At 55.2% G+C, this 19,764-nt stretch carries 16 protein-coding genes; 6 read left to right on the forward strand and 10 right to left on the reverse strand.

The window, feature by feature from the left end; translation table 11 throughout:
• Nucleotides 1-119 precede the first annotated feature (119 nt).
• From LH22_RS00300 to LH22_RS00315, 4 genes are all read right to left on the reverse strand, one after another.
• Entirely contained in the window at nucleotides 120-797 is a 678-nt protein-coding gene (locus LH22_RS00300; protein WP_038643550.1) for an SDR family NAD(P)-dependent oxidoreductase, read from the reverse strand.
• Nucleotides 794-1,981, reverse strand: a complete 1,188-nt coding sequence (locus LH22_RS00305; RefSeq protein ID WP_038643551.1) for a sialidase family protein — start codon at nucleotides 1,979-1,981, stop codon at nucleotides 794-796. The genes LH22_RS00300 and LH22_RS00305 overlap by 4 nt, the downstream gene beginning before the upstream one ends.
• 1 nt (nucleotide 1,982) lies before the next feature.
• The gene (locus LH22_RS00310; RefSeq protein ID WP_038643553.1) at nucleotides 1,983-3,404 is read right to left on the reverse strand and encodes a sodium:solute symporter family protein; all 1,422 of its coding nucleotides are present in this window, start codon (nucleotides 3,402-3,404) and stop codon (nucleotides 1,983-1,985) included.
• 254 nt (nucleotides 3,405-3,658) lie between these two features.
• Nucleotides 3,659-4,564 carry a LysR family transcriptional regulator gene (locus LH22_RS00315; protein WP_038643555.1) on the reverse strand — a complete coding sequence of 302 codons (906 nt, stop codon included), beginning with the start codon at nucleotides 4,562-4,564 and terminating at the stop codon, nucleotides 3,659-3,661.
• Nucleotides 4,565-4,648: 84 nt separating this feature from the next.
• On the opposite strand from LH22_RS00315, the gene LH22_RS00320 reads away from it, so the two are divergent.
• On the forward strand, nucleotides 4,649-5,719 hold the full coding sequence (locus LH22_RS00320) for a tartrate dehydrogenase (RefSeq protein WP_038643556.1): 1,071 nt from the start codon (nucleotides 4,649-4,651) through the stop codon (nucleotides 5,717-5,719).
• 92 nt (nucleotides 5,720-5,811) lie between these two features.
• Here LH22_RS00320 and LH22_RS00325 read toward each other — a convergent pair whose 3' ends face one another.
• From LH22_RS00325 to LH22_RS00335, 3 genes are read right to left on the reverse strand one after another with little or no spacing between them, the layout of a single operon-like run.
• Complete coding sequence (locus LH22_RS00325) at nucleotides 5,812-6,627, reverse strand: carbohydrate ABC transporter permease (RefSeq protein ID WP_038643558.1); 816 nt, start codon at nucleotides 6,625-6,627, stop codon at nucleotides 5,812-5,814.
• Nucleotides 6,627-7,499: a carbohydrate ABC transporter permease gene (locus LH22_RS00330; protein ID WP_038643559.1), complete on the reverse strand. Its 873-nt coding sequence runs from the start codon at nucleotides 7,497-7,499 to the stop codon at nucleotides 6,627-6,629. Before LH22_RS00330 ends, LH22_RS00325 begins: the two co-directional genes overlap by 1 nt.
• 58 nt (nucleotides 7,500-7,557) lie before the next feature.
• Nucleotides 7,558-8,901, reverse strand: coding sequence for an extracellular solute-binding protein (locus LH22_RS00335; protein ID WP_156102769.1), 1,344 nt, complete (start codon nucleotides 8,899-8,901; stop codon nucleotides 7,558-7,560).
• Between the two features lie 528 nt (nucleotides 8,902-9,429).
• Here LH22_RS00335 and LH22_RS00340 point away from each other — a divergent pair.
• Together LH22_RS00340 and LH22_RS00345 are read left to right on the forward strand one after the other, a co-directional pair.
• On the forward strand, nucleotides 9,430-10,029 hold the full coding sequence (locus tag LH22_RS00340) for a GNAT family N-acetyltransferase (protein ID WP_038643560.1): 600 nt from the start codon (nucleotides 9,430-9,432) through the stop codon (nucleotides 10,027-10,029).
• Nucleotides 10,030-10,042: 13 nt separating this feature from the next.
• Complete coding sequence (locus LH22_RS00345; protein WP_038643561.1) at nucleotides 10,043-11,134, forward strand: ABC transporter ATP-binding protein; 1,092 nt, start codon at nucleotides 10,043-10,045, stop codon at nucleotides 11,132-11,134.
• Between the two features lie 98 nt (nucleotides 11,135-11,232).
• Here the strand turns inward: LH22_RS00345 and LH22_RS00350 are convergent, their stop codons facing one another.
• Nucleotides 11,233-12,354: an ROK family transcriptional regulator gene (locus tag LH22_RS00350; RefSeq protein WP_038643563.1), complete on the reverse strand. Its 1,122-nt coding sequence runs from the start codon at nucleotides 12,352-12,354 to the stop codon at nucleotides 11,233-11,235.
• Between the two features lie 26 nt (nucleotides 12,355-12,380).
• Nucleotides 12,381-13,256, reverse strand: a complete 876-nt coding sequence (locus tag LH22_RS00355; protein ID WP_038643564.1) for a BadF/BadG/BcrA/BcrD ATPase family protein — start codon at nucleotides 13,254-13,256, stop codon at nucleotides 12,381-12,383.
• 267 nt (nucleotides 13,257-13,523) lie between these two features.
• On the opposite strand from LH22_RS00355, the gene LH22_RS00360 reads away from it, so the two are divergent.
• Nucleotides 13,524-14,684: a Gfo/Idh/MocA family protein gene (locus tag LH22_RS00360; protein ID WP_038643565.1), complete on the forward strand. Its 1,161-nt coding sequence runs from the start codon at nucleotides 13,524-13,526 to the stop codon at nucleotides 14,682-14,684.
• A gap of 101 nt (nucleotides 14,685-14,785) precedes the next feature.
• Here the strand turns inward: LH22_RS00360 and LH22_RS00365 are convergent, their stop codons facing one another.
• Nucleotides 14,786-16,024 carry an MFS transporter gene (locus LH22_RS00365; RefSeq protein ID WP_038643566.1) on the reverse strand — a complete coding sequence of 413 codons (1,239 nt, stop codon included), beginning with the start codon at nucleotides 16,022-16,024 and terminating at the stop codon, nucleotides 14,786-14,788.
• 417 nt (nucleotides 16,025-16,441) lie between these two features.
• Between LH22_RS00365 and LH22_RS00370 the strand changes: the two genes are divergently transcribed.
• On the forward strand, nucleotides 16,442-17,041 hold the full coding sequence (locus LH22_RS00370; RefSeq protein ID WP_038643567.1) for a hypothetical protein: 600 nt from the start codon (nucleotides 16,442-16,444) through the stop codon (nucleotides 17,039-17,041).
• A gap of 283 nt (nucleotides 17,042-17,324) precedes the next feature.
• Nucleotides 17,325-19,715 (forward strand): glucose/quinate/shikimate family membrane-bound PQQ-dependent dehydrogenase, encoded by a 2,391-nt coding sequence (locus tag LH22_RS00375; protein ID WP_038649714.1) that lies wholly within the window; start codon nucleotides 17,325-17,327, stop codon nucleotides 19,713-19,715.
• Nucleotides 19,716-19,764 lie beyond the last annotated feature (49 nt).

Genomic DNA, 19,764 nt, shown 5'->3' on the forward strand with positions numbered 1-19,764 from the left:
CAGGGAAGACAGATGAGGGGGCAGCATATTGCCCGCTCGCTACAATGACGCTCCACCGCAAGTCACTCACTCTTGCCCGGTTATCGCATCAGCTGCGGGTAACAGTACAAAACCGCCATCTACAACGACGCTCCACCGCAGATCACCAATTCCTGCCCGGTTATTGCATCTGCAGCGGGTGACAGCACAAAACCTGCCAGCGCCGCCACTTCCTCCGGCTTGATGTAGCGTCCGATAGGGGGCAGCTTCGGGGGAGAACTGGCACGCCCGGGTTGCAGCAGCATGGGCGTCTCGGTGGCTCCGGGCGCGATCACATTCACAGTAATCCCCTGCGGCGCTAATTCAGCCGCCCAGCTTCGCGCCATACCGACCATCGCCGCTTTGGTGCTGACATACTGGCTGCGATGAGCGGCACCGCGTGAAGTGCGACTGCCGATCAGCAAAATGCGGTCGCCCTGCGTCATCTGCGGCTGCAGCGCGTTCGCCATGATCTGCGCCACCTGCACATGCAGATACCACAGGCGCGCACTCTGCTCCTCATCAAGATCGCCGAGTGGCGCAGCCGCCATCATGCCCGCAGCATGCACCAGCGCATCCACCTTGGGTAAAACAGCCAGCGCCTGCTTCAGCAATCGGGCATCAAACAGATCCACACTCACCGAGGTAAAGGCGGGATGATCTTTCTTTACCAGCGTGCGGCTAAATCCCGTCACCTGCCAGCCCTGCGCCAGCAGATGATCGGCAATCGCCGCGCCAATCCCGGAGCTAACCCCCGTCACCAGCGCGTGTCGGCTCATTGCTCTCCCCTCGCCCACGCTTCGTTAACGCGGACGTACTTAATCGCCTGACGGAAATAGGTGTAGGCGATATGCAGTGCGCCGTCCTCACTCTGCTTGATGCTGGGATACGAGAACTCGCGGTTGAGCTTCTGCTGCGAATTGTTGGTCATGCAGTAGCCGTCGCCTTCGTCGAGATGACGCTGCCACGGCCAGCTTTGGCCGCCATCCGGGGAGATGGCCAGCGTCATCGGTGCACGCGGTGCCCCCCAGAACGCGGTACGTCCGGTGTGCACCACCGGCTCGGCCGCCACCGCCACATCGTCATCCTCATCTTCGATTTCGTCATACAGCGACAGGCGACGCTCGCTGGCATCTTTGGCACTCATGGCGTTGAACACCAGCGCCAGATGGCCGTTATTCAGTGTGGTCACCTGAATAGAGGAGTTGTTGTTTGGCAGTTCAGTCGCCACCGGCGCACTCCAGCTTTCACCGCCATCCGTCGAACGACTTTGATAGATAAAGTCCGCCCAACGGCTGCGATACAGCGCCAGTAAGCTGCCATCCTGCAATAAAGTAATGTTCATGTGCACACAGCCGAGGCTATCCGGCACCGCCACATCGCGCCAGCTTTTGCCTTTATCACTGGAGATTTTTACCGCGCTAATGTCGTCATTACCGACCCATTTTACGCCCGGCTGAGTGCGGCAATAGAACACCGGTAACAGCCAGTTGCCATTCGGTAACACGGTAATTGGCTGGCGAATAAAGGTGCCGGGCTGATCGAGCAGCGTGTCGATGGCGCTCCAGTTGCGGCCGAAATCGCGCGACTGGCGATAGCGCACAATGGCCGTGTCCTGATTACCGGACTTTTGCGCTGTCCATAACAGCCACAATACCTGGTCAGGATCGAGGAACAGCACCGGGTTCTGCTCAGAGCGCGTCGAATCATCCGAGAGTTTTTGCGCTTCGCTCCACTGGCTGCTGCCTTGTTCCAGGCGTGAGCACCACACAGAGATATCGGCAATTCCTTCCTGCGTGCCACCAAACCAGACACACAGCAGGTCGCCGTTGGGCAGCGGCAGCAAATTAGCGGCGTGATTCTGCGGACAGACCGAAGGCAGCATCGCCGTGAGCTGCTGCGCATCCTGCGCGTGCGGATGAAGGTTACCGTTACGTTCGACGGTAATCGTTGAATCGGTCATATCAGGCTCCACTGTTTTGCATTGAAGATTTTGGTGCTTTTTTGTCGTGCGTTTGTGCCGAAGGGATCAGGCGATCAATCACCATGATCACCGCTGGCGTAATCAACGCCACATACATATTGTTGATGCCGAGCGGATCGCCGAGCAGATACCAGACGGTGGTGACCACGCAGGCCCCAATCAGACCGGCATTCGCCCCGCGCGTACTTTTATAGAACGGCAGGTAGAAGGCAATAATCGCCACCACCGAGATCGACAGACGAATCGCGCGGGTGAAGAAGGAGAGCTTCAGCACTTCGGGGACGAACAGCACCAGGATTAACGGCAGGAAACCAATCAGCAGCGACAGCCAGCGCGTCATACGGAATTCACGTTCTGGCGTCGGGTTGCGATACGGCACGTAGAAATCTTTGACCACCAGCGAGGCAATCGCCAGCGCCACTGTGCTGACACTGACGAAGATGGAGGCCACCAGCGAGGTGGTCACAATCCCGGCCAGCCATGGGCTCATATCCTGCAGGAACACCGGCAGTGCATACAGGCTTTTGATATCCGGATGCAGGTACTTCGCCGCCACGCCAATTAACGCAATGGCAATCGCAATCGGCATGCAGAAGAAGAAGGCAACCCAGGTAGCACGCTTGGCGGATGCGGCACTTTTGGTGGAAGCGATGGCCTGAATCACAAACTGGGTGCAGAAAATTGAACCGATGGTGCCAATCATCCAGGCAAATATGGTGCTGGCCCCAATGTTACCGTCCCACGTCCAGTAGAAATGCGGCATCTCTTTGATCATCGGGCTAACGCCGCCGGTCATATGCAGTGCGACGCCGAGAATGATCAAGATACCGATATATTTCAGTCCGCTGTGCAGCAGCGTTACCCAGGCAATGCCCTTCATGCCACCGAACATAAAGTAGAAGGTACTGACAATTGCGGTGATTACGGCCGCCGTGGTGAGATCGAGATTCAACACGGTCGAGATCGCCGCTGCGCCGCTCACATAGTTCCCCACATTCACCAGCAGCAGCGCATAGATCATGATGAGGGAAATGATGTTCTTGGTTGAGTTGCCGTAACGCTCAGCAATCGCACCCGAAATGGTGATTTTTCCGGTGTTGTAGATACGCTTAACCAGCAGGAGTCCGAACAGCGGGAAGCCAATCGCGGCACCAATCACCGACCAGGAAGCGGCAAACCCGCCTTCAAACGCCGCCTGGGCGGTACCAATGGTCGATTTCGCGCCGATGTACTCAGACATTAACATCACACCCACGACAAAAGCCGGCATCACGTTGGATCCCGCCATAAAGTCGCCGCTGTTTTTGCTGCGCAGACGCCAGGTCAGCCAGGTGGTAAACAGAATATACGCGATGACGATCCCGACAATAATCATCATCCCTTCTGCAGAAAACTGTTTCATTTTAGCCTCATTGATAACGTAGGGTCGTGGCCTGCGCTGGGCTTCACGCATGCCGTTAATGAGGTTGCCTGTTTTGTTATTTTAGTGTCTATGCACAAAGGCAACCCTGGTTATGCTCATTGATTTATTTCACTCACATTAGAATGAATTCACGCACAAGCAGGGCAATTTATAGGCTAAACAGCAAATGATTTGTTTGATCATGCTCACAAACAGTCAATGATGATTACAAATAATCAAATATTACTTAATAGTTACAAGGCGGACTGCAAAAAATCGACAAAGGCGCTAATGCGGGCGGGTAACTGACGCTGCGGCCGCCACACGGCAAAAATATCCCCGTCCACGCTGCTCCATGCTGGCAACACATGCAGCAGATCGCCGCGTTCAATCATGTGCTGGGCATCCCACCAGGAACGCAGCAAAATGCCGTGCCCATCCATCGCTAACTGCATCGCCACTTCGCCATCGTTGGTGATCAAACTCCCCTGCACCTTTTGCGTCACCTGCTGCTGGCCATCACTCAATCGCCACAGTGCGAAATCACTCTCGTACTGCCTTAGCAGAATACAGTTGTGCTGCGACAGCGCCGCAATACTGTCAGGCAGGCCGTGACGCTCCGCATAAATTGGGGCGCAGCATAGCACGCGCGGATTAGTGCGTAACTTACGCGCGATGAGCCGCGCATCGGGCGGTTCGCCAATGCGGATATCAATGTCGATGTGCGAATCGATGAAATTCAATGGCTGGCTGCTGAGTTGTAATGATAACGAGACTTCAGGATGCAGCGCAGCAAAACGGGAAACGCAGGGGGCAACATGGCGGCGACCAAATCCAAATGAGGCGTTAATGTTCAGGCTGCCACGCAGCACCGCCGCCTGGCTGCTCACCGACTCCTCTAGCTCTGCCAGTTGATCCAGCAACGGGCGAGCCCCTTCCAGATAGCGTTTTCCTTCAGCGGTGAGCTCCAGTCGCCGCGTGGTGCGTTTCAGCAGTTGCACCCCCAGACGCTGTTCAAGGTGGCTGAGACGTTTGCTGACGGCGGGCAGTGATAGCCCGAGTTCACGCGCCGCAGCGGTTAAACTCTCCAGCGCTGCGACGCGCACAAAGAAGGCCAGATCGTCGGTGGAGGTACGCGATTCTCTACTTTTATTCAACATTGGCTTGCCGCTCAGGCTAATTATTTCCCGGTGATGCATGGTTATACTGCGTTCAGAACATCAACAGCAACCTGCGAGAACCCTATGAGCGGCAAAACCTACAAAATCGCCGTCATCCCTGGCGATGGCATTGGTAAAGAAGTGATGCCAGAAGGCATCCGCGTGATGGATGCAGCGGCAAAGAAATTCAATATTTCTCTGGAATGGCAATGGTTTGACTTTGCCAGCGCCGAGTACTGGCAGCAGCATGGCAAGATGTTGCCGGATGACTGGTTCGCCACTCTGAGCCAGTTTGATGCCATCTATTTTGGCGCGGTGGGCTGGCCAGATGTGGTACCGGATCACGTGTCGCTGTGGGGATCGCTGCTGCAGTTCCGCCGCGAATTTGATCAGTACGTCAACCTGCGTCCGGTTCGCCTGATGCCGGGCGTCAAAGCGCCGCTGGCCAATCGTCAGCCCGGCGATATCGATTTCTACGTGGTGCGTGAAAATACCGAGGGCGAGTACTCGTCGGTGGGCGGCACCATGTTCCCTGGAACCGACCGCGAGGTGGTGATTCAGGAGACGGTGATGACGCGTACGGGCGTCGATCGCATCCTGAAGTTTGCCTATGAGTTAGCGCAGAAGCGTCCGAAAAAACACCTGACGTCTGCCACCAAATCCAACGGCATTGCTATCACCATGCCATATTGGGACAGCCGCGTAGAAGCCATGGCGCCGAGTTACCCGGAAGTGAAAGTCGATAAGTATCATATCGATATTTTGACGGCGAACTTCGTGCTGCACCCGGACTGGTTTGATGTGGTGGTGGCCAGCAACCTGTTTGGCGACATCCTGTCAGATCTCGGCCCGGCCTGTACCGGCACCATCGGTATTGCGCCTTCCGCCAACATTAACCCGGAAGGGAAATTCCCTAGCCTGTTTGAACCGGTACACGGCTCAGCGCCGGATATCGCGGGCAAAGGCGTAGCAAACCCGATTGGACAGATCTGGTGTGGTGCGATGATGCTGGAGCACCTCGGTTACGCTGAAGCGGGTGCCGCCGTGCTGGACGCGATTGAACGCACGCTGGCTGCCGGCAATAGCCTGACGCGCGACCTCGGCGGCAGCGCTTCAACAGAAGAGTTGGGTGTGGCAATCGCGGCAGCGTTGTAAACCGATTTGACGGGCACGTCCGCTAACAACGCGGGCGGCCCAATGGCTGCGCCCTGTGATATTGAACGTTGCAAGTTTTCGTCAAACGTATCCTACTTCACCGCCCCTTCCGTCACACCACTGATAAACTTACGCTGGAACACCAGGAACACCGCCACCAGCGGCAGAATCACGATCATCGCGCCCGCCATCAGCACCGGTATATCAATCGTGTTTTTGTTCTGGAAGAACATCATGCCGATTGGCAAGGTGCGCAGTTCATCCTTGTTGACCAGAATCAGCGGAATCAGGAACTCATTCCACGTCCAGATAAACAGCAGCAGTGCCAGCGTCGAGAGCGTGGGCCAAATGGCAGGCACCAGAATGCCCCACAATATCTTGCGCCTTGAAGCGCCATCCATCACCGAGGCTTCCACCAGTTCGCGCGGCACCTGTTGCAGTGCAGTGGCAATCATCAGCGTGGTAAACGGCAGCGATAAGGCAATTTGCGGCAGGATCAGCGCCAGATAAGTATTCGTCAGCCCCATCCAACGCAGTTCGTGGTAAAGCGGAATAATAAAAGCCTCGCTCGGCAGCACCATGCCTAAGCCCAGCATCGCTGCTATCAGCTTCTTACCGGGGATTTTCAGCCAGGCAAAACCAAATCCTGCCAGAATCCCTAACAAAATACTGCTGAGCACCACCGGAATCACCACCAGCACCGAGTTCATAAAGTAGACGTTAAAATGTCCCTGTTGCCAGGCGGTGACGTAGTTTTTGAAATTCAGCGACGCAGGCAGTGTGAACACGCCCTGAAACAGCTCCATCTGGGTTTTGAATGAGGTCATCAGCGCCATTAAAAACGGCAGGATAGTCATTAACGCGACAATCCAGATGAGCGCGCGAGAAACAAAAGGCGTACCGCGCATCAGTGACGCTCCCGGATAGCAAAATGAATACAGGCGTTGATCATCAGCACAATCAACATACTGAACACGGCTACCGCTGACGCGTAGCCAAAGTAGTGCAAATCAAAGCCCTGCTTATACATAAAGATATTGGTCACCATGGTCGAAGTGCCCGGCCCGCCTTGCGTCATCACATACACCAGGTCAAAGGCCTTCAGGCTGGCAATCACCGTCAGCAGCAGCGCAATGCGCAATTCCGGACGCAGCGAAGGCAGCGTAATACGCATAAACTTCTGGCGACGCGAAGAACCATCCAAATCGGCGGCTTCCAGCAGTGAAGGATCCATGCGCTGCAAACCGGCCATAAACAGCACCAGACAGAATCCGAAGAAATACCAGGTGGCAACAAAACCCACAGCCGGTAACGCCCAGGTGAAATCCCCCAGCCACGACAACGCCAACTGCGGTAAACCGATGGCGCGCAGGAACTGATCGATAGGACCAAACGCCGGGTTATATAACCAACGCCACACCACGCCCAAAACCGCCATCGGCATGATATATGGCAGGAAAAATAGAATACGCAGCACGCTGCGCTCTTTGCCGTTACGCGTTTCATACAGGAAGCTGCACAGCAGTAAACCGACACCAATCGGCAGCAAGGTATAAAACAACATCAGCAGCGCATTGTTGCCGAGCGCCACCCAGAACACCGGATCCTGGAACATACGCACGTAGTTGCTGATACCGGTGAAAATCGGCAGGGAAGTACCATCCCACTCGGTGAAGCTGATGCCGAGTGAGGCCAGCAGCGGCAGGAGTAGAAACACCGCATAGACCAGTACGGCGGGCAGAAGATAGAGCGCGTTGCGCCAGGCAGATTTGTTCAGCATAACCTTACTCGCTTGCAGGCTAATTCACGGCCCGGCATCGTCGCCGGGCCGGACGTCATCAGTGCTTCAGGGTTTTCAGGTAGCGTTGATAGTTGTTGTCGAAATTAGTGACCATCTGCTCCGGCGTCTGTCGTCCTGCCAGTAACAGCTGCACGTTCTGATTCAGCTCAGCATTCATGGTCGGCGTGGCCCAATCCAGATAATGGCCGAGGCCATCATGCTCGTTGAGGGTCACCCATACCTGATACGCCTCCGCCAGCAACGGGTTATCCGCTGGGATTTGTGCATTCTTGCTGGTGCCCGCCGGCAGGAAGCCGACTTTCAACCAGCGGTTCGCCATCTCGTCGGAAACGATGTAGTCGATAAATTTAGCCGCCGCATCCTGCTGCTCTTTGGTTTTTGCCGTGTTGGTGATCGAGAACGCCAGATCGGTGCCACCCACCATCAAAGCATGCTGCACGCCCTCACCCATCGGCATCGCTGTAAAGTGCACATCTTTATTATCTTTGAACTGGCCGAGATACCAGGTGCCACTCACCAGGAACGCGGCCTGCCCATTCTGGAACAGGGTGGCCGCATCATCATGACCAATGCCTTCAAAGCCGGGGAAGAAGTAGCCTTTGTCTTTCCAGCTCTTCATCATGCTCGCCGCTTTCACCAGCTTGTCGTCTTTGAAGGTGCCACCCACGTCGTAAATCAGATCATCGAGGGCTTTGCGATCTTTGCTCTCAATCTGTGCTTCCCATACGGTACTCAGCAGCTGTTGGCCCATATTTCCGTCCAGCAGGCCGAGCATCATCGGTGGCGTACCCGCCGCTTTCAGCTTCTCCATTGCCGCTTCGAGTTCAGGCAGGGTTTTCGGTACGGCAACACCCGCCTTGTCCAGCAAAGCCTTGTTGTAATACAGCCCCACCATTTCACCGAGGCTGGCGACACCGTAAAGCTGACCGCTGCCAAAGTCCTGCTTATCTGACCAGCGGTTACGCTTGAGGATCGAGTCCGGGAAGCGCGTGGTCCAGCCATAGGTTTTGGCGTAGTCGTCCAGCGGCCACAGCAGTTTGTCTTTCACCAGCGAACCCATATCGCCACCGCCCTGATTGACCTGGGCGATTTGCGGGCCATCACCGGCGGTCAGCGCCAGCTTCAGTGGAATACGCGTATCTTCAAAAGAGTGCACCGAGCGCTGAATGGTAATGCCCGGATTCTTTTGCTGGAACGCTTTCACCGCTTCATCCACCGCCTCGGTCTGCTGTGGATAGTTATAAATATCCCATTCGTTCAGCGTCACCGCTTGCGCCGTCGCCAGGGTTGCACCGAGCAAGATCCCGGCTGAAACCAGACGCGATACCACGCGCAGTGAGCTTTTCATACGGGACGGACGTTTGGTTGAATCACACATCATGCTCGGTTTCTCCAACAGATGACTGGCATCCCTTCATTGCGACACCTGCAAGTCCTGGCAGGTTGATTCAGCAGCAATAACGACGTTAATTCATACTTACTTTATGAACAAAAGAAAGTCAAACACCCTCACTGCGGAATTTTTGCTCTGTGATACAGTGCAAATTGTGAGAAGAAAAGCGGACTACACAGCAGAGAATCCTGTCTGTCAGACGCAAAAGCGTACACCTGAAGATGACTCACGCCTGCTGACAGCACAATTCACTCACGCTAACCGCCAGCATTAACCTACTGACAGACCATATGAAAATTCTATAGTTAATGTGATGTTCGACAGGCTGCGACGGTTAAATCAGCGCTGAACGCAGGCGGCATAGGCTCTGCGTCGCTATAGGCGGACATCTGCGTGATAGCCCACGACCAGGATTTACTTCCGCGTTGTGCGGTCGCGCAATTATTACACCTTGAAAACTAAGTCAGCTTTATTTACCGTAAAATCTGTTCATCTCATGACCACAGAGGCTCCACCATGACGGCTAAAGGTGTTATTCGCCGAACCCACGAGAGCGATTTTCCAGCCCTGTCGCGCATCTGCTTAGAAACGGCCAATGCGGGAACTGACGCCACCGCGCTCTATTCTGACCCGGCGCTGCCAGGCCTGCGCTTTGTCATTCCATACGCACGCTTTGCACCCGAATTTTCCTATGCACTTGAAATGAATGGGGAAGTGATGGGCTATGCGGTGGCGGTGGCAGATACACGCGCCTTCGAAGCAGAACTGAATGCGCAGTGGTGGCCGCCACTGCAACAGCAATATCGCGATTACACGCCGCGCGCGCCACTCGACAGTAAAGTCCTGGATGCCATCCTTCAGCCGGATGCCGCTGCAGAGCAACTGGTGGCGCAATGGCCCGCGCATCTGCATATCAATCTGCTGCCACCAGCGCAACAGGGCGGCTGGGGCAGAAAACTGATTGAGCAGCTGTTGCAGGATCTGCGCGCCGCTGGCGTGCCGGGTGTTTATCTGGGCGTGAGTCTGCAAAACGAGAAGGTGTGCGGCTTTTATCAACGTCTCGGTTTCACGCCGATTATGCGCAGCAACGCCATCTACATGGGTCAACTACTCTGATTGAGGCCTCACCATGACCAGCCTGCACCTGCAAAGCGTTAAAAAGTCCTACGACCATGTGAATGTGATCCACGGTATCGATCTCACTATTAACAGCGGCGAATTTGTGGTGTTTGTCGGCCCTTCCGGCTGCGGTAAATCGACGCTGCTGCGCATGATTGCCGGGCTGGAGGAGATCAGTGGCGGCAAGCTACTGATCGAGGGCGCAGACATGACGCATCAGCCCGCCACCGAGCGCGGCATTGCCATGGTATTCCAGTCTTATGCGCTCTATCCGAATATGACGGTGCGCGGCAATCTGGCTTACCCGCTGGAAGTGATGAAGAAATCCAAAGCAGAAATCGAGAAAGCGATTAATCAGACGGCCGCGCGCCTGCATCTGACAGAACTGCTGGATCGCCTGCCACGTGCGCTCTCCGGCGGCCAGCGTCAGCGTGTGGCCATCGGCCGCGCCATTATCCGCCATCCACGCATTTTCCTGTTTGATGAACCGCTCTCCAATCTGGATGCTGAGCTGCGGCTACAGATGCGCATTGAGATCGCTCGCCTGCATGCCTCTCTGGGCAATACCATGATTTATGTCACGCACGACCAGCTGGAAGCGATGACGCTGGCCGACCGCATCGTGGTACTTCGTCAGGGCAAAATTGAGCAGGTGGGTGCACCGATGGCGCTGTATCACGATCCCGACAATCTGTTTGTCGCTGGGTTTATCGGTTCACCGAAGATGAACTTCCTGCAGGCGGAAATTGCCACGGTCGCGCCAGGTGCCGTGCAGCTGCGCGTGCCTGCCTTAGGCATTCACACGCTGACCATGAAGATAGAGGCAGCCTGCCATGAAGGACAAAAAGTCACGCTGGGGATTCGACCTGAACATTTCTCTCCGGCGCAGCAGGAAACCGACACGCTGAGCTTCAGCGCCGATTTGTCATTCAGTGAGATGCTGGGGCACACCAACTATCTTTATCTGGATATCGGTGAGGAGAAGTTGCTGGTGATTGAGGAACGCAACGCGGCAGAGCATGAGATTGGCGACCGCGTCAGTTATCAGATCAATGCTGAACGCGGGATGTTGTTTGATGAGCAGGGATTGCGTCTGCGTTAAGCGCCTCAACGAAGCAAGCGCCGTGGTTTTGCTTCCGCGCCCTCTCTGAACACACGGTTAGCTTCGATTCCGTGCGCGCCAAGACTCAGATTGCCGTTTTAAGGCACCGTCTCTTCATCGGCCTGCGCCGCCAGCAAATCTAACAGCTTATTCACCGCAAAGCCTGCCGCCCCTTGTGCCCACATACGATTCGACTCGGTGAGGAACTGCAGCGGCGTCATCTGCGGCGTGATCTTCAGCCGGTAGGTCTGGAAACTCTGCGTGATGTGGTCGAGCAATATGCGCGATGCCATCTGCGGCTCCATCGCCAGATACACCACGTCAGGATCATAAGCCACCGACAGATTCGCCAGCGACATGCCCAGGTGCTGTCCGGCTTCCGCCAGTGCACTGAGCACTTCAGGCGTGGGCTGGCTATCCAGATCGCGTAATGTCTGCGGCAGCGCCTCTTTCAGGGAAACCGCCACGCGCTGCAAAATTGCCTGTGACGAGGCCACATCTTCCAGCAATCGCTCAGAACCATCACCGAGCAATGACACACCAATCTCTCCGGCTTTACCATGACGGCCACGATAGAGCTGGCGGTCCAGCAGAATTCCCGCCCCAATACCTTTGCCAAAAGTGGCGATCACCGCGGATTGCGCATGGCCCAGTTGACCAAACACCAGTGCGGCCATGGCTAACGCATTGGCATCATTTTCGATAAAGACCGGCAGCGAAAAACGCTCTTCCAGCAGGCGCGCAATCGGCACGTTGTTCCAGCCCAGCGCGCGTGACAATACGCAAACGCCGTTGCTGGCATCCACCAGACCTGAAAGCGCCAGCCCAATGGCACCGACTTTCTTTCCTTCCACGCCACGCAAAAACTTCGCCAGCGCGTCACCCAGTTGTTTAGGGGTCATCGCGCCGGACGGGATCTGCTGCTCGCCGATGATGTTGCCGCTCAGGTCGGTTAAGACAATCAGGTTGCGTTCGGCATTAAGTTGAATGCCGACCACGCTGGCGTGATCCGGATTGAGGCCGAGCAGTGTTTTCGGTCGTCCCATTGAGACGCGACGCAGCCCCAGCTCCTGCACAATACCGCCGGACAGCAAACGATTAGTGGCCTGCGATACCGTAGACATGCTCAGGCCGCTACGAACTTTAAGATCAGACTGGCTGATTGGCGCATTTTCGACAATCAGGCGCAAAATGCGTGCAGTTACGTTGGGAGCGCTCATGGATCTCTTTTTTAAGTTGGAAGAGGCTAAGCCGGTTGCTGGCTGAACTGGCTGGCAAGGCACAATGCACCGCTTAAGGCATCCCCCTGCGGCGGGACAAGCTGCGCGGCAATGTCAGCGGGTAACCAGGGCTGAATCGGCACCGCGAGTCCCCCCATCAGGGCCAATTTGCCGTGACTGCGCGCCAGCAAGGGCTGCACCATCTGCACGATATCGGCAGCGGCCTGCTGCACCAGCGCAATACCATGAGGATCGCCCTGCTGCGCGGCGGTAAAGACCTCAGGCACCACACTGCCCCATTCGGCGGGTGTTGCCTGCTGTGACCAGAGTAACATCTGTTCCGGACTGTGTTGATGCAGCGCCATGATGCGTTCAGTCAGCGCCGAAGCAGGCACGATAGCTTCGTGCGCCAGCAGCGCTAAGCGGCGTGCCCGGCGCCCAAGGATGGCGCCTGAACCGGCATCTGACAGGGCAAAACCCCAGCCGCCCAGCAGGGTAAACTGCGCGCCGTCCCAGGCTGCGCCCTGACTGCCCGTCCCGACAATCAACACCGCGCCGGGTGCACCATCGTGCGCACCCGCACAGGCGATTTCGACATCGGTAAACAGATAACGCGCCTGACAACGAGGCTGCCAGCTTTGCAGCCGGGAATGCACCGATGCCACATTGGCACCCGCTAAACCCGCCACCAGCAGGGTGCGGTCACGCGCATCAGCAGCAAGCCCCGCTTGTTGAAATAGCGTGTCGATGACCGATTCAATGGCGTTGATGGCGGCATCATACTGCGACCAGACATTGGCGGGCCCGCCCGTCGCTTCTGCCAGCACGTGGCCAGCGTGATCCGTCAGGCGCCCGCGACAGTGCGTACCACCGCCATCAATACCCAGCAAAAGTGATTGCACGCGCTTCCTCCTGCCTGCCACCAACGGCATGATGCTTATAGATGTGCGAAAGATAGGGGAAAAAAACTTAAATCGCAATCACAAATAAATACGCATTCCGTATAGTTAATTAATATTCATTTAAAACATAAAGATAATAAAAAATTCCAATTTGGGATCGGCGTTACGGATTGACATTAGTTTTTCTGCCGTAATAAGTTAACGGTCAGATTATCAGCAGCCTGATGGGTCGGGCAGCTAACCAGCAACGGGCTTCAGGGGTACAACATGAAAGTGGGCATTATTGGTCTGGGCTTTCGTCTTTCTCATGTCGTGAAAGAGTTCAACAAAGCTGACGCAGAGTTCTCCGTGGTGGGTTACGTCGATCCGGCTCCCGCTGGCTTGCCGAATCTCCACACCTTCAGCATTGATGCCGGGAAGGCGTTCGACAACGTGGATGCGCTACTCCAGCACGGTGGGTTCGATCTGCTGCTGGTCGGGTCACCCAACTTTATGCACCTTGAGCATATTCGCCAGGGGCTGGCCGCCGGTTACACCGTGTTCACCGAGAAACCGGTGGTGATCAATGAAGAACAGACGATGGCGATGGCACAACTGGTGCAGCAATATGGGCATGAGCGTATTCTGGTCGGCTTAGTTTTACGCTACTCACCGCTGTATCACGATCTCTTAAACGCGCGTGACGAACATCGCCTGGGCGAGATCACCTCAATCGAAGCCACGGAACACATCAAGCCTTACCATGGGGCCTTCTTCCAGCGCGACTGGCGACGTCTGGAAAAATACGCCGGACCTTACATTCTGGAAAAATGCTGCCACGATATCGATCTCTATCAAGGATTAGTCGGTGAACGCCCGGTGCGCGTCGCCAGCTTTGGTGGGCGTAAAAACTTCACGCCGCAACATGCACCCACCGGGGCTGTCACACCGCAATCTGAGGTGTATCACGTTAAACCCAGCGGCTGGTCAAGCACGGATGCGGTGTTTGATGGCGATGCCGACATCGTCGACTACCAGACGGCGCTGATCGAATACGCCAATGGCGCAACGCTCGCCTTCCACGCCAACCTTAACGTGCCGGATGAATTTCGGCGTTTCTGCGTGATGGGCACCGATGGCATGGCTGAGGGTGACTTTGTGCGTAACTACTTCCGCGTGCACAACGCCCGCACCGGCGAGCGCGAAGTCGATACCACTTACAGCGGCAATGCCTATGACGGTCACTATGGTGCCGATGCGTTGATGGCTGAAGAGATCGTCAAACACATTAAACAGGGAACGCCACTGAAAGTCTCCGTGGTGGATGCACTGGAAGCGGGCCTGACCGCGATTAAAATCGATGAAGCACGAAAATCGAAAACCGTGGTGGATATGACAGACAGCTGGAAACAATTTGATGCCAGCCTGGGGAAAACCGCGACCGTTTAAGGTCAACCTCCCCGCGCAGGTCCCCCTTTGCGCGGGGCTTTTCATGGCAGTGCAGAGTGGTGACATCATTAACCGGCTCGCGAGCCGGTTTTTGTTGGCGCTTATCCTGCGTGTTCGTTCTCCAGCTTCTGCCGTTTGCGCAGATGCGGGAAAATCGTCATCCAGACCGCCACCACCACCAGCGTGCCGATACCGCCAAGCGCTGCGGCAGGCACCGCCCCCATCCACGCTGCCAGCATGCCTGACTCAAACTCACCAAGCTGATTTGAGGTGTTAATAAAGATGGCGTTGACCGCATTCACGCGACCGCGCATGTCATCCGGCGTATCCAGCTGCACCAGCGCGCCGCGAATCACCATGCTCACCATATCGAACCCGCCCAGCGCGGCCAGCGCCAGCAGAGACAGCCATAATTGCGTGGAGAGCGCGAACACCAGCGTAGCCACACCAAAGCCCGCGACAGAACCAAACATAATCATGCCGACGTGCTTTTCCAGCTTGTGGCGACTCAGCCACACGCCAACAATGAGCGCCCCCACAGAAGGCGCTCCACGCAGCATGCCTAATCCCCAGGGGCCGGTATGCAGAATATCCTGCGCGAAGATCGGCAACAGCGCGGTGGCGCCCCCCAGTAGCACGGCGAACAGATCGAGAGAGATCACACCCAGCACATCTTTGCGCTCACGAATAAAACGCACGCCCGCAAACATGGTCGTAAGATTCATCGGCATACGCGTTTGAGGTGGACGTTCATAGCGGAGGCGGCTGACCAACACCAGCGAGAAGAGATAAAACAGGGCTGAAACGCCGTAAACCACCTCGGGGCCAGCCACATACAGCAGACCCCCTAAGGTTGGGCCGACAATCACCGCAGCCTGACCGCCTACTGAACTCGCCGCCATGGCACGCGCGAGAATCGGTGGAGGAACCAGCGCAGGGAGCATAGAGGTGATCGACGGCCACTCCAGCGCTTTAGCAACCGAGATCAGAAACACCAGTCCCCAAATTTCAATTTTATCCGCCCAGTGCATCAGCGTCAGTGCCACCAGGCCAAGCAGGGCTAGCCATTCAATCAATTGCCCGACCAGCACAATGCGGCGGCGATCAAACTGGTCGGCGAGATGGCCGGCCGGCAGAGCCAGTAACACCGAAGGCAGGAACTGCATCAGGCCAATCATCCCTAACGCCATCGCGCTGTGGGTAAGGGCGTAGATTTGCCAGCTCACCGCCACGGAGAACATCTGGAAACCAAACGATGAACAGGTGCGTGCCAACCAGAAGGCGACAAACGACCTGTGCCGCAACAGAGAGTCTTCTGCTGCGGATAACGGTGAAGCCATATTTTATCCCATCCTAAATCATCATCCGGCCAGCATCATTGCACCAGCCTGGTGAAAAGCCGTTTACCGACTCTCATTATCATTTTGCGGTCACAGAGTGCGACATCTGACGCTGGCAAGCAATGGCTAGCCGTGCGCTTTAAAAACAGTTGCTTATCTAAAATTTAACTAAGCATAGAGTTCTGAATATTAGCAGACTGATTGTTTTCAACTGAAAATATCTGAATCATTCCAGAAATTCCAATAACTCAATATTAAATACATCTTTTAACCGCCATATCTCTCTATCAGAGACAGCTAAAAAAGGTGACCTTAACAAACAATTCGATCTATATTGGAAGCGTAAAGATCACAGCAACCTTGCCGTCCTTATAATAATTAAGACGTTCCAGTTAATTAATTTATTCATAGAGATAAATGGAAAACAGTTCATACAATCCTTATGTTACTGAGCGTATCCGTCGCCTCGACGGCGCACTGATGGGCGCGTGTTATTCAGCCCCCTTTATGCATTGTGAACAGGAAAGCACAGCGTTACTTAACGGAAGCAACATAATTTCACTGCACAATCAGTTGCCCGATACGCCCGAGCGAATAATTATCCCTTTAGTGGGAAATAGTCTTGCGCGCTTTTTACAGGCGCCGGAAAATTATCCCAGCCTGCAATTGAAAAATGTGTCCCTTGCCATCAATTATGCCAGTTTAGTTAAGGATGAAGCGGCATTGCGAGAGGCCGCTCAGCATCACGCATTCTGGCTTTATGATTTGGCTCCGCCAGGAACATGCTGGAAGAATATTGCGTCTTTCCCCTTTAGGGGAATTGTTCTGAACGATAATTTCTTCAATGATAATTATCTCAAGTTCAGCTTTCCCTTTTTGCTCGGCTCTTGTCGGGAAAGAGAAGCAGAGGTGATATTACGTACTCCGCAATTAGCTCTGCCGTTGTCTGTCTATGAAGACCTGCAACTTTCTGGCTGGCAGGAACAACGCACCAGCAGCACCCTGTTTGAAGTGTAAACGCTTACACAAAGTTCCGTCCCTTGCCGTTATGTCCCGATCTCTTCGGGCATAACGCTAGAATATCCTCATAAAATGTCGCACTACTACCATTCCACAAGCGCAAAGCACTAAAAAAATCAAACCCGTTAACGTTTTTAAGATAAAATTTAACGCAAAGGGATCATCTGGCGTAACGGAAGCGCTGCGATCGAACATGTTAAGTCACTTCGTACTCTATGTCGGGAAACAACCCAATGCGTTGTTTCCTTTTAAGTTTATGGCAAAGAAAGAGGTTAATATTATGGGGAAAGCTTCCTCATCTTTTGGCGTGATTCGCTTTTTGACAGTGCTGTTCGCACTGCTCACGGGCGCATTTATGCTGGTAGGCGGTGTATGGCTAGCCGCAATTGGTGGTTCCTGGTACTACGTTATTGGCGGTGTGATTATGTTGATCACCGCTATCCTGCTGTGGCGTCGTAGCGGCGCAGCGATCATGCTGTATGCACTGTTGCTGTTGGCAACGCTGGTGTGGGGTGTTTGGGAAGTCGGTTTCGACTTCTGGGCGCTGGCACCACGTACCGATGTGCTGGTGATCTTCGGCATCTGGTTGATTCTGCCGTTTGTATATCGCGGTCTGAATCACGCAGGTAAAGGCGCACTGGGTCTGATGGCCGTTGCGCTGATTGCCAGCGTGCTGGTGCTGGCGTGGGCAGTGTTCCACGATCCACAAGAGCTGAACGGTGAAATTCCTGCTGCGGCAGATAATGCCCCGCAAGCGCAGCCGCTAAGCAACATCAAGGATGCTGACTGGCCTGCTTATGCCCGCGATCAGCAAGGCACGCGCTTCTCTCCACTGAAGCAAATCAACACCGGTAATGTGAAAGAGTTGCAGGTTGCCTGGCAGTTCCAGACGGGCGATCTGAAAACCCCGAACGACCCAGGTGAAATCACCGACGAAGTGACGCCGATTAAAATCCGCGACACCTTGTATCTCTGCTCGCCGCACCAGATTCTGTTTGCGCTGGATGCGAAAACCGGCAAGCAGAAGTGGAAGTTTGATCCGGGCCTCAAACCGAATCCAACCTTCCAGCACGTGACATGCCGTGGTGTTTCGTATCATGAAATGCCTGCTGCTGCCGATGCATCTAATACCCAACCTGCGCTGTGCTCGCGCCGTATTTACCTGCCGGTAAACGATGGTCGCCTGTTCGCGCTGGATGCGGAAACGGGTGAACGTTGTGCCGCGTTTGGTAACAACGGTGAGCTGGATCTGCAGCACAAACAGCCCGTACTGACCCCAGGCCAGTATGAGCCGACTTCACCACCGATCATCACGGATACCACTATCGTGATCGCGGGTGCCGTCACCGATAACTACTCAACCCGTGAACCGTCTGGCGCCATTCGTGGCTTTGACGTCAACACCGGTAAACTGCTGTGGGTGTTCGATCCGGGCGCGAAAGATCCTAACGCGATTCCAGATGATGAACACACCTTCACCATGAACTCGCCGAACTCCTGGGCACCGGCGGTCTACGATCCAAAACTGGATACCGTATTCCTGCCAATGGGCGTGACCACACCAGACATCTGGGGCGGTAACCGCACGCCTGACCAGGAACGTTTCGCAAGCAGCGTGCTGGCCCTGAACGCCACCACCGGTAAGCTGGTGTGGTCGTATCAGACCGTGCATCACGATCTGTGGGATATGGACCTGCCGTCACAACCGACGCTGGCCGATATCACTGACAAAGATGGCAACACCGTTCCGGTGATTTATGCCCCGGCCAAAACCGGTAACATCTTTGTATTGGATCGCCGTACTGGTAAGCCAGTTGTCCCCGCGCCGGAAACCCCAGTGCCTCAGGGCGCTGCGAAAGGTGATCACGTATCCCCTACTCAGCCGTACTCCGAACTGACCTTCCGTCCGAAGAACAACCTGACGGACAAGGACATGTGGGGCGCAACCATGTTCGACCAGCTGGTGTGCCGCGTGATCTTCAAGCGTCTGCGCTACGAAGGTCCGTTCACCCCGCCGTCTGAGCAAGGTACGCTGGTGTTCCCTGGTAACCTCGGTATGTTCGAATGGGGCGGTATCGCGGTAGATCCACATCGTCAGATCGCGATTGCTAACCCAATGGCGCTGCCGTTTGTCTCTAAACTGGTGCCACGCGGTCCGGGTAACCCGATCGAGCCACCAGCCGATGACAAAGGTGGTTCAGGTACCGAAACCGGTATCCAGCCGCAGTACGGTGTTCCGTACGGCGTGGAACTGAATCCGTTCCTGTCTCCGTTGGGTCTGCCATGTAAACAACCGGCATGGGGCTATGTCTCAGCGGTTGACCTGAAAACCAACGAAACCGTGTGGAAAAAACGTATCGGTACCGTTCGCGACAGCGCGCCGGTTCCGGTACCGTTCAAAATGGGTATGCCAATGCTGGGCGGCCCAATTACCACTGCTGGTAACGTGTTCTTCATTGGTGCGACGGCGGATAACTACCTGCGCGCATTCGACACCAACACCGGGGAAATGCTGTGGCAGGCACGTCTGCCAGCCGGTGGCCAGGCAACACCGATGACCTATGAAGTGGATGGCAAGCAGTACGTTGTCATTGCTGCGGGTGGTCATGGTTCGTTTGGCACCAAGCTGGGCGACTACGTCATTGCCTACGCACTGCCAGATGCTAAATAAGTTTCTGGTTTGATGTGATAAAGGCGGGCTGCAAAGCCCGCCTTTTTAT

It is taken from the genome of Pantoea rwandensis (assembly GCF_000759475.1).
GTDB classification, from domain to species: Bacteria; Pseudomonadota; Gammaproteobacteria; order Enterobacterales; family Enterobacteriaceae; genus Pantoea; species Pantoea rwandensis_B.

What these genes read in the sequence shown, in the direction of transcription:
- LH22_RS00300 (WP_038643550.1), bottom strand. Translation starts at nt 797, where the DNA reads ATGAGCCGACACGCGCTGGTGACGGGGGTTAGCTCCGGGATTGGCGCG.
- LH22_RS00305 (WP_038643551.1), bottom strand. Translation starts at nt 1,981, where the DNA reads ATGACCGATTCAACGATTACCGTCGAACGTAACGGTAACCTTCATCCG.
- LH22_RS00310 (WP_038643553.1), bottom strand. Translation starts at nt 3,404, where the DNA reads ATGAAACAGTTTTCTGCAGAAGGGATGATGATTATTGTCGGGATCGTC.
- LH22_RS00315 (WP_038643555.1), bottom strand. Translation starts at nt 4,564, where the DNA reads ATGTTGAATAAAAGTAGAGAATCGCGTACCTCCACCGACGATCTGGCC.
- LH22_RS00320 (WP_038643556.1), top strand. Translation starts at nt 4,649, where the DNA reads ATGAGCGGCAAAACCTACAAAATCGCCGTCATCCCTGGCGATGGCATT.
- LH22_RS00325 (WP_038643558.1), bottom strand. Translation starts at nt 6,627, where the DNA reads ATGCGCGGTACGCCTTTTGTTTCTCGCGCGCTCATCTGGATTGTCGCG.
- LH22_RS00330 (WP_038643559.1), bottom strand. Translation starts at nt 7,499, where the DNA reads ATGCTGAACAAATCTGCCTGGCGCAACGCGCTCTATCTTCTGCCCGCC.
- LH22_RS00335 (WP_156102769.1), bottom strand. Translation starts at nt 8,901, where the DNA reads ATGATGTGTGATTCAACCAAACGTCCGTCCCGTATGAAAAGCTCACTG.
- LH22_RS00340 (WP_038643560.1), top strand. Translation starts at nt 9,430, where the DNA reads ATGACGGCTAAAGGTGTTATTCGCCGAACCCACGAGAGCGATTTTCCA.
- LH22_RS00345 (WP_038643561.1), top strand. Translation starts at nt 10,043, where the DNA reads ATGACCAGCCTGCACCTGCAAAGCGTTAAAAAGTCCTACGACCATGTG.
- LH22_RS00350 (WP_038643563.1), bottom strand. Translation starts at nt 12,354, where the DNA reads ATGAGCGCTCCCAACGTAACTGCACGCATTTTGCGCCTGATTGTCGAA.
- LH22_RS00360 (WP_038643565.1), top strand. Translation starts at nt 13,524, where the DNA reads ATGAAAGTGGGCATTATTGGTCTGGGCTTTCGTCTTTCTCATGTCGTG.
- LH22_RS00365 (WP_038643566.1), bottom strand. Translation starts at nt 16,024, where the DNA reads ATGGCTTCACCGTTATCCGCAGCAGAAGACTCTCTGTTGCGGCACAGG.
- LH22_RS00370 (WP_038643567.1), top strand. Translation starts at nt 16,442, where the DNA reads ATGGAAAACAGTTCATACAATCCTTATGTTACTGAGCGTATCCGTCGC.
- LH22_RS00375 (WP_038649714.1), top strand. Translation starts at nt 17,325, where the DNA reads ATGGGGAAAGCTTCCTCATCTTTTGGCGTGATTCGCTTTTTGACAGTG.